This window comes from Streptomyces sp. NPDC054872, assembly GCF_053610705.1.
The window spans coordinates 326,250-339,468 of sequence record NZ_JBSGYY010000004.1 but is presented as its reverse complement, the minus strand read 5'-3'; the positions used below and the strand labels follow the sequence as shown (position 1 = coordinate 339,468).

The 13,219-nt window shown below is 71.1% G+C and carries 12 protein-coding genes; 3 read left to right on the top strand and 9 right to left on the bottom strand.

Going from position 1 to position 13,219, the window contains the following annotated elements:
- The 3 genes from ACWGIH_RS07410 to glgB form a co-directional block, all read left to right on the top strand.
- On the top strand, nucleotides 1-347 hold a 347-nt coding region (locus ACWGIH_RS07410; RefSeq protein WP_453449971.1), incomplete at its 5' end, for an alpha-glucosidase C-terminal domain-containing protein.
- A 120-nt stretch (nucleotides 348-467) separates the two neighbouring features.
- Complete coding sequence (locus tag ACWGIH_RS07405; protein ID WP_453449970.1) at nucleotides 468-1,919, top strand: maltokinase N-terminal cap-like domain-containing protein; 1,452 nt, start codon at nucleotides 468-470, stop codon at nucleotides 1,917-1,919.
- Nucleotides 1,850-4,300 carry a 1,4-alpha-glucan branching enzyme gene (gene glgB / locus ACWGIH_RS07400; RefSeq protein WP_453449979.1) on the top strand — a complete coding sequence of 817 codons (2,451 nt, stop codon included), beginning with the start codon at nucleotides 1,850-1,852 and terminating at the stop codon, nucleotides 4,298-4,300. Before ACWGIH_RS07405 ends, glgB begins: the two co-directional genes overlap by 70 nt.
- A gap of 1 nt (nucleotide 4,301) precedes the next feature.
- On the opposite strand, the gene ACWGIH_RS07395 is transcribed toward glgB, so the two are convergent.
- The 9 genes from ACWGIH_RS07395 to ACWGIH_RS07355 all read right to left on the bottom strand — a co-directional run bounded on the left by ACWGIH_RS07395 (nucleotide 4,302) and on the right by ACWGIH_RS07355 (nucleotide 13,188).
- On the bottom strand, nucleotides 4,302-6,557 hold the full coding sequence (locus ACWGIH_RS07395; RefSeq protein ID WP_453449969.1) for a HelD family protein: 2,256 nt from the start codon (nucleotides 6,555-6,557) through the stop codon (nucleotides 4,302-4,304).
- Between the two features lie 175 nt (nucleotides 6,558-6,732).
- Nucleotides 6,733-7,071 (bottom strand): thioredoxin, encoded by a 339-nt coding sequence (trxA, locus tag ACWGIH_RS07390; RefSeq protein ID WP_451207392.1) that lies wholly within the window; start codon nucleotides 7,069-7,071, stop codon nucleotides 6,733-6,735.
- A 26-nt stretch (nucleotides 7,072-7,097) separates the two neighbouring features.
- Complete coding sequence (locus ACWGIH_RS07385) at nucleotides 7,098-7,490, bottom strand: MerR family transcriptional regulator (protein WP_453449968.1); 393 nt, start codon at nucleotides 7,488-7,490, stop codon at nucleotides 7,098-7,100.
- Nucleotides 7,491-7,561: 71 nt separating this feature from the next.
- Nucleotides 7,562-7,924, bottom strand: a complete 363-nt coding sequence (locus tag ACWGIH_RS07380) for a VOC family protein (protein WP_453449967.1) — start codon at nucleotides 7,922-7,924, stop codon at nucleotides 7,562-7,564.
- A 48-nt stretch (nucleotides 7,925-7,972) separates the two neighbouring features.
- Nucleotides 7,973-8,857, bottom strand: a complete 885-nt coding sequence (locus tag ACWGIH_RS07375) for an NAD(P)-dependent oxidoreductase (protein ID WP_453449966.1) — start codon at nucleotides 8,855-8,857, stop codon at nucleotides 7,973-7,975.
- 124 nt (nucleotides 8,858-8,981) lie between these two features.
- On the bottom strand, nucleotides 8,982-9,587 hold the full coding sequence (locus ACWGIH_RS07370) for a mycothiol-dependent nitroreductase Rv2466c family protein (protein ID WP_453449965.1): 606 nt from the start codon (nucleotides 9,585-9,587) through the stop codon (nucleotides 8,982-8,984).
- A gap of 98 nt (nucleotides 9,588-9,685) precedes the next feature.
- Nucleotides 9,686-10,600: an SGNH/GDSL hydrolase family protein gene (locus ACWGIH_RS07365; RefSeq protein ID WP_453449964.1), complete on the bottom strand. Its 915-nt coding sequence runs from the start codon at nucleotides 10,598-10,600 to the stop codon at nucleotides 9,686-9,688.
- 240 nt (nucleotides 10,601-10,840) lie between these two features.
- Nucleotides 10,841-11,308 (bottom strand): HIT family protein, encoded by a 468-nt coding sequence (locus ACWGIH_RS07360; protein ID WP_453449963.1) that lies wholly within the window; start codon nucleotides 11,306-11,308, stop codon nucleotides 10,841-10,843.
- Nucleotides 11,309-11,487: 179 nt separating this feature from the next.
- Nucleotides 11,488-13,188, bottom strand: a complete 1,701-nt coding sequence (locus ACWGIH_RS07355; protein WP_453449962.1) for an MFS transporter — start codon at nucleotides 13,186-13,188, stop codon at nucleotides 11,488-11,490.
- Nucleotides 13,189-13,219 lie beyond the last annotated feature (31 nt).

Genomic DNA, 13,219 nt, shown 5'->3' with positions numbered 1-13,219 from the left:
AAGCCTCCATGTCCTCCCCCTCCTCCCTCCTGCACTGGACCCGCAGGATGATCGAAATCCGCAAACAAAACCCCGCCTTCGGACTCGGCTCCTACACGGAACTGCCGTCGTCGAATCCGGCGGTGATCGCGTTCCTGCGGGAGTACAAGGACGATCTCGTGCTGTGCGTGCACAACTTCTCGCGGTTCGCGCAGCCCACGGAACTGGATCTGCAGACCTTCAACGGCCGGCATCCGGTGGAGCTGATCGGCGGTGTGCGCTTCCCGGCCATCGGTGAGCTGCCCTACCTGCTGACTCTGGCCGGACATGGCTTCTACTGGTTCCGGCTGCGCAGGGACCAGGCGTAGGCTCCACCCCTGCCACTCCTGGGCGGGGCGGTTTCCACCGCCCCGCTCTGGGAACTCTCCCCGCACAACCGGCACTCCCGCACTTCTCCCTTGTCCGCACCGCGGAAAGGACGCGACGCCATGTCGGAAGCCGTCACCCGCCCGGGGATCACCGCGGACGCGCTGCTCGCCTCGCTCGATCCGCTGTTGCGCACGTGGCTGCCACGGCAGCGCTGGTTCGCGGGCAAAGGGCGTCCCATCACCGACTTCTCCGTCGTCACGGCGACCGAACTGCTGCCGCCCACCTCAGAGTCGGGGCTCCTGCACCTGATCGTGCAGGTCCGGCAGCCCCAGGTGCCGGGGCAGGCGGGCGGCACGCCCCCGCTGCCCGCCGACTGCTACCAACTCCTGCTCGGTGTACGGCGCGAGCTACCACCGCGGCTCGCTCCCGCGCTGATCGGCCATGTGACGCGCGGCCCGCTCAGCGGGTTCACGGTCTACGAGGCGCTGCACGACTCCCGGATGTCCGGATTCCTCCTTGAGGCGCTGCGCATGCAGGCACGCGTCGGCAAGCTGCGTTTCGAGCGCGACCGGCGCAAGGACATAGCCGCGGACCTCGCGCCGCGCGTCCTCGCCACCGAACAGTCCAACTCCTCGCTGGTCTACGGCGACACGTACATCCTGAAGCTGTTCCGCCGCATCGTGCCCGGGTCCCACCCGGACCTGGAGCTGCCGCTGGTGCTGTCCCGCGACGGCTGTGCGCAAGTGCCCCCTCCCGCCGCCTGGTTCCTCGCGGACACGGGCGACGACGCGAGCGTCCTGGGCGTGCTCCAGCCCTACCTGAAGGGCACGGTCGACGGCTGGGAGCTGGCACTCGGCGAGCTCGCGGCGGGGCGCGACTTCAGCGGCGAGGCGCGGCAGCTCGGCCGGGCGACCGCCGAGGTGCACATGGCGCTGGCCCGCGCACTGCCCACCGTCACGCTGGGCCGCGCCCAGGTGGAGCTGATCGCCAACGGCATGGCCGACCGCCTGACCACGGCGGCCGGGGCGGTGCCCGCGCTGGAGCCGTACGCCCCCGCGCTGCACACCACCTACGAGGCGCTCGCCGACCTGGGGCGGGGCGAGGAGACCTGGACCGCCCAGCGCGTCCACGGGGACCTGCACCTGGGGCAGTGCCTGCGCTCGCCCGCCGGGGAGTGGTCACTGATCGACTTCGAGGGTGAGCCGTCGCGCCCGCTCGCCGAACGCCGGATGCCGCAGCCGCCGGTGCGCGACGTGGCGGGCATGCTGCGGTCCTTCGACTACGCGGCGCGCTCCCGTCCCCAAGCTCTCAACTCCGTTCGAGCAGGGGATACCCCAACTCCCTGGGCCCCCGAGTGGGCGGGCGACTGCCGGGCGGCGTACTGCGCGGGGTACGCGGACGTCTCCGGCCGCGATCCGCGCATGGACCCGGTTCTGCTGCGCGCCTACGAAACGGACAAGGCGGTCTACGAGGTGCTCTACGAGGCCCGCCACCGCCCCGACTGGCTCCCCGTCCCCCTTGCCGCGATCAAACGCCTCGCCACGAACGGCCCCGCCACCGAACCCCACTGACCCGCCATCGCCGAGGAGGCTCCCCCGTGACCCCCCGCCCGCAGCCGCGCAAACCGTCCGACGAGGCCAGCAAGAAGGGCAAGCGGAAGCCGGAGCCCTCCAGCAGGAAGCCCGAGCCGCCCCGGCACAAGCAGCCCGAGCAGGCGAAGGAGCCGCAGGCCGCACGCCCCGAGTCGCCCGTCGCCCAGGAGGACCGTGCCCGTCTCCTGGGCGGCACCCACCACGACCCGCACGGGGTGCTCGGCGCCCACGTGGTGCGCGAGGGCATCGCCTTCCGCGCGCTGCGGCCGTACGCCCGTTCCGTCGCCGTCGTCGCCAAGGATCTGCGGGCGGAGCTGCGGGACGACGGGGACGGGTTCTTCTCCGGGGTGCTTCCGCTGCGCGAGGTCCCCGAGGACTACCGGCTGCACATCACGTACGAGGACGCCGAACTGGAGATCCACGACGCGTACCGCTTCCTGCCCGCGCTCGGCGAGTTCGATCTGCACCTGATCGGCGAGGGCCGGCACGAGCAGCTGTGGCACGCTCTCGGGTCACGCCCGATGGTGCACGAGGGGGCGACGGGAACCCGCTTCACGGTGTGGGCGCCCAATGCCCTGGGCGTGCGCGTGGTGGGGAGCTTCAACTTCTGGGACGGGACGGGGTTCCCGATGCGCTCGCTCGGCGGCAGCGGCGTCTGGGAGCTGTTCGTGCCCTCCGTGGGCGAGGGCGAGCTCTACAAGTACGAGATCACCCGGCCCGACGGCACGAAGACGCACCGCGCCGACCCGCTCGCGCGCCGCACGGAAGCGCCGCCCGCGAACTCCTCGGTGGTGCACGAGTCGCACCACGAGTGGCGTGACGCGGAGTGGCTGGTGCGCCGGGCGGAGGTGCCGGTCCACCAGGCCCCCTTCTCCGTGTACGAGGTTCATCTGGCGTCCTGGCGCCCCGGTCTGACGTACCGCCAGCTCGCCGAGCAGTTGCCCGCGTACGTGGCCGACCTGGGGTTCACGCACGTCGAGCTGATGCCGGTCGCCGAGCATCCCTTCGGTGGTTCGTGGGGCTATCAGGTCACCGGCTTCTACGCCCCCACGGCACGCCTCGGCACGCCCGACGACTTCAAGTACCTCGTCGACGCCCTGCACAGGGCGGGCATCGGCGTCCTGATGGACTGGGTGCCGGCGCACTTCCCGCGCGACGACTGGGCGCTCGCCGAGTTCGACGGTCGGACGCTGTACGAGCACGAGGACCCGAACCGGGCCGCGCACCCCGACTGGGGCACCCTGGAGTTCGACTACGGCCGCAAGGAGGTCCGCAACTTCCTCGTCGCCAACGCCAGTTACTGGTGCGAGGAGTTCCACATCGACGGCCTGCGCGTCGATGCCGTCGCCTCGATGCTGTACCTGGACTACTCGCGCGAGGAAGGCGAGTGGACACCGAACGCGCACGGCGGACGCGAGAACCTGGACGCCGTGGCCTTCCTCCAGGAGATGAACGCCACCGTCTACCGCCGCGCGCCCGGCGTCGTCACCATCGCCGAGGAGTCCACGGCATGGGACGGCGTGACCCGCTCGACGCACCACCAGGGGCCCGGTGCCCCCAACAGTCCAGCACGCGGTGGGCTCGGCTTCGGCCTGAAGTGGAACATGGGGTGGATGCACGACTCCCTCGACTATGTGTCGAAGGAGCCCGTGCACCGCAAGTTCCACCACAACGAGATGACGTTCTCGATGGTGTACGCCTACAGCGAGAACTACGTCCTGCCGATCTCGCACGACGAGGTCGTGCACGGCAAGCGGTCCCTGGTGTCGAAGATGCCGGGCGACTGGTGGCAGCAGCGCGCCAACCACCGCGCCTACCTGGGCTTCATGTGGGCCCACCCCGGCAAGCAACTCATCTTCATGGGGCAGGAGTTCGCCCAGGGCGCCGAATGGGCGGAGGGCCACGGTCCCGACTGGTGGCTGCTCGATCCCGCGTACGGGGCGGAGGCCGACCACCGGGGCGTACGCGATCTCGTGCGCGACCTCAACACCGTCTACCGCGGCGAACCGTCGCTGTGGCAGCGCGACACCGACCCCGGCGGCTTCGCCTGGGTCGAGGGCGACGCCGCCGAGGACAACGTCTTCGCGTTCCTGCGGTACGCCGAACAGGAGACGGACGAGACGCCGCTCCTGGCCGTCTCGAACTTCTCGCCGGTGGTGCGGCACGAGTACCGCCTGGGCGTCCCCGGCGAGTACACCGCCTGGCACGAGGTCCTGAACACGGACGCGGGACGCTACGGCGGCGGCGACGTCACCAACCCGGACCCGGTCAAGACCGAGCCGGTGGCGTCGCACGGCCGCCCGGCGTCCCTGCGTCTGACCCTGCCGCCGCTGGCCACGGTGTGGCTGCGACCCGTGTGAATCAGTCGGCTGTGAACTGGTCGAACTGCTTGAGCGCCACCGGCAGCTCCTCGGCGTGCAGGATGCCGAGGCGCTGCGTGGCCCGGGTCAGGGCCACGTACAGGTCGCTCGTGCCGTAGCGGCCCGGCTCCACGACCAGGACCGTGTCGAACTCCAGGCCCTTCGCCTGACGCGGGTCGATCAGGACGACCGTCCGCGTCAGGTCCGGGGCCTCCCCGGCCGTCACACCGGGGAGCTTTCCGGCGAGCTCCTCATGCAGCTCGCGCGGGGCGATCACCGCGAGGCGGCCCTCGTCCCGTGCCTCGGTCGCCACCGCATCGGCCACGGCCGCGGCGAGGTCGACCGTGCGGCGCGCCCACGGGAGCACCCCGGTGGACCGCACGGAACTCGGCGGCTCGAAGTCGGGGTACGCGACGCGGGGCACCTCGGCTGCCACGTCCATGATCTCCACCGGTGTGCGGTAGTTGACGCCGAGCCGTGTGTACTCCCAGCGGTCGTCGACGTACGGCGACAGGATCGTCTCCCAGGAGCCGCAGCCGCCGGCCTCGGCCGTCTGCGCGGGGTCGCCGACCAGTGTCATGGACCGGGTCGGGCAGCGCCGCATCAGCAACCGCCAGGCCATGGCGGAGAGTTCCTGCGCCTCGTCCACGATGATGTGCCCGAACGTCCAGGTCCGGTCGGCCGCCGCGCGCTCGGCGGCGCTGCGGTGGTCCTCCTCTTCCTGGCGCTCGGCCATGCGCTCGGCGTCGATGATGTCGTGCGCGAGCAGGACCTCTGATTCCTCGTCGTCCTTGTCCTCGAACTCGTAGGTCCGGGAGGCGTACGAGACGTCGAGCACGCCCTGGGCGTAGGCGATCTGCCTGGCCCGTTCGGCTTCCGCCCTCGCCCGCGCCGCGCTGTCGTCGTTGCCGAGCAGCTCCGCGGCCTCGTCGAGCAGCGGAACGTCGGCCGCCGTCCACGCGGCACCGTGCGGGCGCCGCACCAGCCGGGCGTCCTCCTCCGACAGATGCGGGGTCGGCTCCTCCAGGAAGTCGGCGAGGAAGCCCTCCGGGGTGAGCTGGGGCCACAACTCGTCGATGGCCGCGTGCACTTCGGGGCTCGCGGCGATCGCCTTGCCGAGCTGGGCGATGTCGTCGGGGCCGAGGAAGTTCGGGCCGCCGTACGGGTCGGCGCCGAGTCGCTCGGCGAGCTGCTCGGTGAGCATGTCGATGACGCGGAAGGCGAAGTGCGGCCGGCCGAGGTTGTGCGGGACGTCCGCCTCGCGGGCCGCATCCCGGGCTTCGGTGGCGATCGTCCAGTCCAGGACGAGGTCGCCGTCGTCGTGCTCGATGATGATGGGGGCGCCGGGCTCCGGGGTCCGCTGCCGGTCGCGCACGGCGGCGGCGAGCACGTCCGCCATCTCGGCGCGGCCCTTGACCTCGGTCGCCTCGGGGGTGTCGGTGCCGGTGGCGCTCACCCCGGGGAACAGCTCACCGACCGTCGACAGGAGCACGCCCGTCTCGCCGAGCGCGGGCAGGACCTCGCTGATGTAGCCGAGGAAGGCGGGGTTCGGGCCGACGATCAGGACGGCACGCTTGGCGAGCAGCCGGCGGTGGGCGTAGAGGAGGAACGCGGCACGGTGCAGCGCCACGACCGTCTTGCCGGTGCCGGGGCCGCCCTCGACGACGAGGACGCCGTGGTGCGGGGCCCGGATGATGCGGTCCTGCTCGGCCTGGATGGTCTGCACGATGTCGTGCATGCGCCCGGTGCGTACCGAGTCGAGCGCGGCGAGCAGCACCTCGTCGGCGTCCGCGCCCTCGTGTCCGGTGCGTGTGGTGTCGCCGAGATCGAGGATCTCGTCGTGCAGGGCCGTCACGTCGCGGCCCTCCGTGGTGATGTGCCGACGCCTGCGGAGCCCCATCGGCGTATGCCCGGTGGCGAGATAGAAGGGGCGTGCGACTTCCGCGCGCCAATCGATCACCAGTGGGGTGCGTTCGACGTCGGGCGCGCGGATTCCGATGCGTCCGATGTGGTGATCCCGGCCGTCGCGGAATTCGAGCCTGCCGAAGCAGAGGCCGTTCTCTCCCGCATGGAAGGCGGCCAGCAGTCCGGACCGCTCGGCCACCAGGACGTCACGCTCAAGCCTGGCCTGCAGACCGTTGCCGACCTGCGTCAACGACGCCTGCACGGCGGCTTGTGCCTCCTCCCGCAGCGCGTCGAGGCGCGCGTACAGCCCGGAGACGAATTGCTGCTCTTCCCGCAATTCCTCGGTTGACAATTCAGCCCCTCGCCAGTTACAGTGCTCTTATACAGATTCTCGCGATACCGGTATGCCCGGATGGGTATGAGGTCGCGAAAGGATCTAATATACGCCAGGAAATGCCCCGGACGCCAATTCGTCCGGGGCATTTCTCTTTTCTGTTCGCGTGCCGCGCGGGTCTGAGCGCCTCGACCTAGAGCACCTCGGCCTCCGCGAGCTCGGCGAGGAGCTTGCGCTTGGGGCGCGCGCCCACCATCGACTTCACCGGCTCGCCGCCGCGGAATACCAGGAGTGACGGCACCGAGAGAATCCCGTACGCCATCGCCGTCTCCGGGTTGTGGTCCACGTCCAGCTGCACGATCTTCAGCCGGTCCGCCTCCTCGCGCGAGATCTCGCTCAGCACCGGCGCGAGCTGCCGGCACGGGCCGCACCACTCAGCACCGAACTCCACGAGCACCGGCAGTTCCGCCTTGAGCACCTCCCCCTCGAAGTCCGCGTCCGTCACCTCGGCCACGCCGTCCGCCTTGACCATCGCCATGCCGTGCTCCTCCCTCTCCCTCAACCCGTCAGTCCGCACCGGGGCTCCGGGCCCCCCGGGACCGCCGCCTCGGCGCGCACCAGCTGCGCCCCGACCTGTTCGCGCACCGCCGTCAACTCCCCTATCAGGGCGTCGAGTTCACCGAGCTTGCGGCGGTAGACGTCGAGTGACGCGGGGCAGGAGTCGCCCGCCGGATGCCCCGACCGCAGACACTCCACGAAGGGCCGCGTCTCCTCCAGCTCGAACCCGAAGTCCTGCAGGGTCCTGATCTGCTCCAGGAGACGCACGTCGTCCTCGTCATAGGTGCGGTAGCCGTTGCTCCCGCGACGGGCGGGCAACAGCCCCCGTGACTCGTAGTACCGAAGCGTCCGCGTGGTGGTGCCGGCCCGCTCCGCAAGTTCGCCGATGCGCATGCGTACGACGGTAATCCTTGACGCGGGCGTCAAGGCCAGCGTGCCGGGCGCCTCTTTCAGCGGGCTAGGGGCTAGCGGGCTTTCGGCGACTGGTGCAGGCCGAAGGGTGAGCCCTGGTCGTCCCTGCAGAGGCGGAAGCGGCCGAAGGCGGCGTCGGAGTCGTCGCTCTCCGCGCCGATGGGTGCCTCGACCGTGCCGCCCAGTTCGATGACCCTGGCCAGGGCCGTCTCCAGGTCGTCCACCTGGAAGAAGAGGTACGGCGCGGCCCCCGCGTCACCGCCGTGCAGGCCGCCGGAGACACCCGGGGTCCCGATCACATACCCCTCGCCCGAGGGCCCCGGCTCGAAGGACCAGCCGAGCAGTCCCCCGTAGAAGGCCCGCCCCCGCTCCGGATCCTCGACGCCGATCTCGAAGAAGCTCGGTTCACCGGTCATCGCACTGCTCCTGGTCCGGGACAGCGGTCACTTTCACCGTACGCCGCTTCAGCGCGTGCCGCGTACGGCCTCGATCGTCGCCGTCCAGCCGTCCGCGCCGTGCCCCTTGGCGATGGCTCGGTCCAGAACGGCCTTCATGCCGGTCAAGGTGCCCACGTCCAGGCCCCGGTGCTCGGAGGCGTGGATGATGTGGTCGACGTTGGCGGCCTCCGTGACCAGCGGGGCCTGCTCGCCCGGGTACGCGCCGGAGTCGACCTCGACCGCCGTCGACTCGATGGCCTCCGGGAAGATGGAGAGCAGGGCGCTCAGATACGGGGCCAGCTCCGCGCCCTTCACGCCGTCCGCCCCGGCCAGCGCGAAGGCGTGCACCAGGCCGGACATGCTGGTCCAGAAGAAGTCGAGCAGGGCGTTGTCGTAGAGGGCCGCGAGTCCGTGGTCCTCACCGAGGTACACGGTGTTGCCGCCGAGGACCTCGAGCGTGCTCTCGTGCCGCTCGTACACCGGCCTCGGTCCGCTGTGGAAGAGCAGCGCGTCAGCGGTGCCGATCACTGTCACCGGCACGAGGATGGCGCCGTCCAGGTACTCGATGCCGTGCCCGGCGGCCCAGGCCGCCGCCTCGCGCGAGCGCTCCGGGGTGTCCGAGGTGAGGTTGACCAGAACGCGGCCGCGCAGTTCCGCGGCGAGCGGTTCGAGCACGGTGTGCGAGGCGGCGTAGTCGTAGAGGCAGACGATCACCACATCCGAGGCGCGGACGGCCTCGGCCGCGGTCGTGGTGCGCGTGGCCCCGTCGGCCACCAGGTCTTCGCCCTTGCCGGGCGTGCGGTTCCAGATGGTGGTGGGGTGCCCGGCCCGGAGGAAGGCGGCGGCGAGGGCCTGGCCCATGGCGCCGAGGCCGAGGACGGTCACAGAGGTCTTGTGCTGCTGGTTCGTCATGTCGACCATGCTTGGCGAGCGCCCGCTGCCCCACAAGTACGGACTAATTAGTCAGGTACTGAGGAAAAGGTAAGCATGCGGGGGGACTTGGGGCTCCGCGGTCGGTTCGGGGTCGGCTCGGGAGTCAGCCGAAGTCGAGGTCGCCGTAGGCCCGCTTCAGCTCGCAGAAGCTCTCGACGCCCGCCATCAGCAGCACCCCGTCCCACAGCCGTCCCGCCGCCTCCCCCTTCGGCGCCGGGGAGACGACCGGGCCGAAGACGGCGCCGACGCCGTGGACGGACAGGACCGGCGTCCCGACGTCGGGGCCGGCCAGCGCGATGCCCCGCTCGTGCGAGGCCCGCACGGCTTCGTCGTACTCCCGCGTCCAGGCCACCGCCGCGAGTTCCGTGGGCAGGCCGGCATCGGCGAGCGCGCGCTCGGCCCCGTCCCACTCGTCCCGTTCGTGCAGCCGCACCCCGAGCGCGTCGAGATACCTGCCCAGCGCCTCGCTCCCGTGCCGCGCGGCCACCGCCGCGCAGACCCGGCCCGGGCCCCGCATGTAGTCGCCCCACTGCCCGTCGGGGTCCTCGGGGTCGACGTCGAGGTGTTCGTTCAGCGCCGAGAGGCTCATCACCCGCCACCGCACGCGGACGTCCCGCACCCGCTCGACCTCTCGGATCCACCGGGAGGTCAGCCAGGTGTAGGGGCACACGGGGTCGAACCAGAAGTCGACGTCTCGCGGCGCGCTCATTCAACTACCCTACTCTTGCGGGCAGTTGGCGCGCCGCGGTCAGTCGATGGCGGAGGACTGCGTGGCGGGGTGGACGGAGCGGCCCCGAGCCCGCGGGATCAGCCCAGCTTCAGTACGCCGATGGCCTGGTCGGCCATCCTCGACTCGCCGAGCGCGTTCGGGTGCACCGGCACGAAGTTGGTGCCGAACAGCACCGGCTCGATCCAGCGCGTACCCACCGGCTTGCAGGCGTCGTGCCCGTCCGACGCGGCGGCCATGTCGACGAACGTGGCCCCCGTCTCGGACGCGGCGCGCTGCACGGCCTTGTTCAGGTGGGCCTGGAGATCACGCAGGTAGGGGACGTCCCCGGTGGCGATCGGCATCTTGGCGAAGCAGTTGGGGTCGGCCTTCTCCGGCACGATCCACGGGTAGCCGAGTACGCCGACGCGCGCGTTCGGGGCCTTGGCCTTGACCGCCTGCAGGGCGGTCTTCAGCGCCGGGTACGTGCTCGCGTCGATCTGCCGGGTGAACTTGTCGCCGTTGGCGTCCTTGCAGGGGCTGCCCTTGCCACCGGAGAGCACTCCGGCGGAGCCGCAGGCGAGGATCGCGCTGATGAACGTGTTGTTGTCGTTGCCGCCGATGGTCAGCGTCACGACATCGGTGTCGGCCTTGACGGCGTCGAGCTGCGGCGCGACACCCGGGTACTGCGACCCGGCGAAGTCCTTGGTCTGAGCTCCGCCGCAAGTCACGTCGGTGAGCCGGGCACCGGTCCGGTTGGCCACGACGTGCGGGTAGTTGGCGGTCGAGCGCGCACAGAGCAGGGGCGCGGTCACGTCGAGGGGCAGGACGCCGGAACCTGCGCTGAAGCTGTCGCCGAGGGCGACGTAGTCGAGCGGGTCGCCGCCGGTCGCCTGGGCGGGTGCGGCGAGGCCGAGGGTGGCGGTTCCCGCGGCGGCGAGCGCGGCCGCCAGGCGCAGGGTGCGGGGGCGAGGGTGAGGGCTGGAGCCTGCGTGGGCGCGTGCGCGGATCACCATCTGGAGTCTCCTTTGAATCCGATGGGGGGCAGTCCCGGAGAGGAGCAAACAAGCCGCGGGCGCCAACAGCCGTACTGTGGAGGCGTTTTGAGCAGGCTTCAGCGGCTTTCGGCGGTTCTCAGTGGTGCAACGCTGAAGTTACTGGCAGGTTTGAACAAGAGTCAACAGTTTGCGCACGCGCCCACCTGGATGGCGGAATCCCCGTCCGGCGCGGCGGAATCCTCGCCCACCGAGAACCCCTCAGCCCAGCACGCGCCGCAAGCCCGCGCAGAACTCCTCCACCTCGCCCGGCTCCGGCGTCACGCCCCCGGCGAACATCGCCGTCTGGAGGGCGGGCCCGTACGCCTCGCCGTGCCGCTCGATGTCCGAGGTACGGGCGGGGTGCACCACGAAGTGGATGTGTCCGGGCACGCGCCCGGCGTGCGACCAGAGGCAGACGTAGACCTGCTCGCACTCGTCGCCGACCGCCGTGCGCAGGGCGGAGGTCACGCGCCCCAGCAACGGCCCGAGTTCCGCGCTCTCCGCCGCGCTCATCTCGTGTACGCCGGTGATGTGCCGCAGCGGCTTGACGACGAGGGTGCCGACCCCGAGGGGGCCGACACAGTGCTCGACGGTCCAGCGGTCGGTGCGCAGCAGGGTGCCGCCGGGCAGTGGGCGGGTGCCGTCGGCGAGCGCGCAGGCGACGCAGTCACGAGTCTTCTCCGGCAAGTCGGCTCCCCGTGACTCAGAACGGGACGCCGCCTTCACCGGCCCGCCGCTTCGCGGCGGATCTATCCCGCCCACCCACCTGTCTACCCCGGGTGGGCGGGTAAGCATTCGCCGCGAAGCGGCGGCTCAGACCGGAACGGTGCCCCACCCGCCCCCGGAACCGGGGCACCGCCCCACGACTACCGCCGCCCCGCACCTTCGGGGATCTCCGCAGCCTCCGGAACCTCTGCGGTCTCCTCGGCCTCGGCCGTAGCCGTAGCCCCCTTCCGCCGCCCCGGCAACAGCACCGCCACGACAACGGTCCCCACGCCCAGGATCACCGCGCCGACGAGGCTGGTGTGCGCCACCGCGTCGGAGAACGCCGAGCCCACTGCGTCGGCCATCTGGTGCGCGCCACCGGCGAGTTCCTGCGCCTGCGACTTCAGCTGCGCCGCCTCCTTGGGCGACGAGGCTCCCGCCGCCTTCTCCGAGAGCGCACGCGCCTGCTCGGCGATGCCCTGCGCCACGCCGTTGCCCGCGCCCACGGAGTCCTGGGCCGTGTCGAGCGCGGAGGCGGGAAGCTTGCTGCCCGAGGTCTCGTCGGCCAACTTCGAGGAGTACGCGTTCGCGAGGACCGAACCGAGCACCGCGATCCCGAGCGAGCCGCCGAGTTCGAGCGAGGTGTCGTTGACCGCGCCGCCCACGCCGAGCTCCGACTCGGGGAACGCGCCCATGATGACGTCCGTGCACGGCGAGACCGCGAAGCCGAGCGACAGGCCGAGGATGACCAGCGGCGCCACGAAGTCCCCGTACGTGGAGCCCGCCTCGATCTGCGTCAGGAGCGCCAGCGCGACCGTGCCGCCGACCATGCCAGCGACCACCATGATCTTGCCGCCGATGCGCGGCGCGAGGATCCCGGTGACCGCCGAGCCGACGAACACCGCGCCGGCCAGCGGCAGCATGCGTACGCCGGTCTCCAGCGGGTCGTAGGCGAGGACGAACTGGAGGTGCTGGGTCAGGTAGTAGAAGGCGCCGAACACCGCGAGGAAGAAGAGGGCCACGGCGAGGTTCGAGCCCGCGAAGCCGCGCTGCGTGAACTTGCGTACGTCCAGGACGGGGCGCGGGTGCTTCAGCTCCCAGGCGATGAAGGCGATCAGGCCGAGACCGGCCACCACCGCCGCGGAGACGGCACGCACGCCCCAGCCGAAGTGCGGACCGTCGATGATCATGAAGATCAGGCAGCCCACCCAGACGACCGAGAGCAGTCCGCCCACGTAGTCGATCCGGCCGTGCCGCGCCGCCTTGGACGGCGGTACGAGGACGAACGCGCCGACGATCGCGAGCACCGCCACCGGGATGTTGATCAGGAACGTCGAGTGCCAACCGTTGTCACGGAGCAGCGCCCCCGCGATCAGCGGGCCGGCGGCGATGGCGATGCCGGACGTGGCCGCCCAGATGGTGATCGCCTTGGCCCGTTCCGCGCGCGGGAAGGTCGCCGCGAGCAGTGAGAGCGTGGCCGGCATGATCAGCGCCGCGCCCACGCCCATCACCGCGCGGACCACGATGACCGCCGTCGAGCTGTCGACCACGGAGCCCGCGGCGGCGCCGACGGACATGATCAGCAGGCCGAGCACCAGCGCGCCCCGGCGGCTGTACTTGTCGCCGATCGCGCCGAGCAGCAGCATCAGCGCGGCGTAGGGAACGGTGTAGGCGTCGATGACCCATTGCAGGTCCGAGCTGGACAGGCCGAGGTCCATGGTCATGTCGGGCGCGGCCACCGTCAGCGCGGTGTTGGCCATCACCGCGATCAGCAGACTCAGGCAGAGCACGCCGAGGGCCCACCAGCGGCGGGCGTACGGACGGTCCATCCGTTCGACCGGTTCCTTGATCAGCAGAGGCATCGGATTCCACCCATCCCGTTTTCTTGCACAG

Coding starts and splice junctions, on each gene's coding strand:
- ACWGIH_RS07405 (WP_453449970.1), top strand. CDS start 468: ATGTCGGAAGCCGTCACCCGCCCGGGGATCACCGCGGACGCGCTGCTC.
- trxA (WP_451207392.1), bottom strand. CDS start 7,071: ATGGTCAAGGCGGACGGCGTGGCCGAGGTGACGGACGCGGACTTCGAG.
- ACWGIH_RS07385 (WP_453449968.1), bottom strand. CDS start 7,490: ATGCGCATCGGCGAACTTGCGGAGCGGGCCGGCACCACCACGCGGACG.
- ACWGIH_RS07380 (WP_453449967.1), bottom strand. CDS start 7,924: ATGACCGGTGAACCGAGCTTCTTCGAGATCGGCGTCGAGGATCCGGAG.
- ACWGIH_RS07375 (WP_453449966.1), bottom strand. CDS start 8,857: ATGACGAACCAGCAGCACAAGACCTCTGTGACCGTCCTCGGCCTCGGC.
- ACWGIH_RS07370 (WP_453449965.1), bottom strand. CDS start 9,587: ATGAGCGCGCCGCGAGACGTCGACTTCTGGTTCGACCCCGTGTGCCCC.
- ACWGIH_RS07365 (WP_453449964.1), bottom strand. CDS start 10,600: ATGGTGATCCGCGCACGCGCCCACGCAGGCTCCAGCCCTCACCCTCGC.
- ACWGIH_RS07355 (WP_453449962.1), bottom strand. CDS start 13,188: ATGCCTCTGCTGATCAAGGAACCGGTCGAACGGATGGACCGTCCGTAC.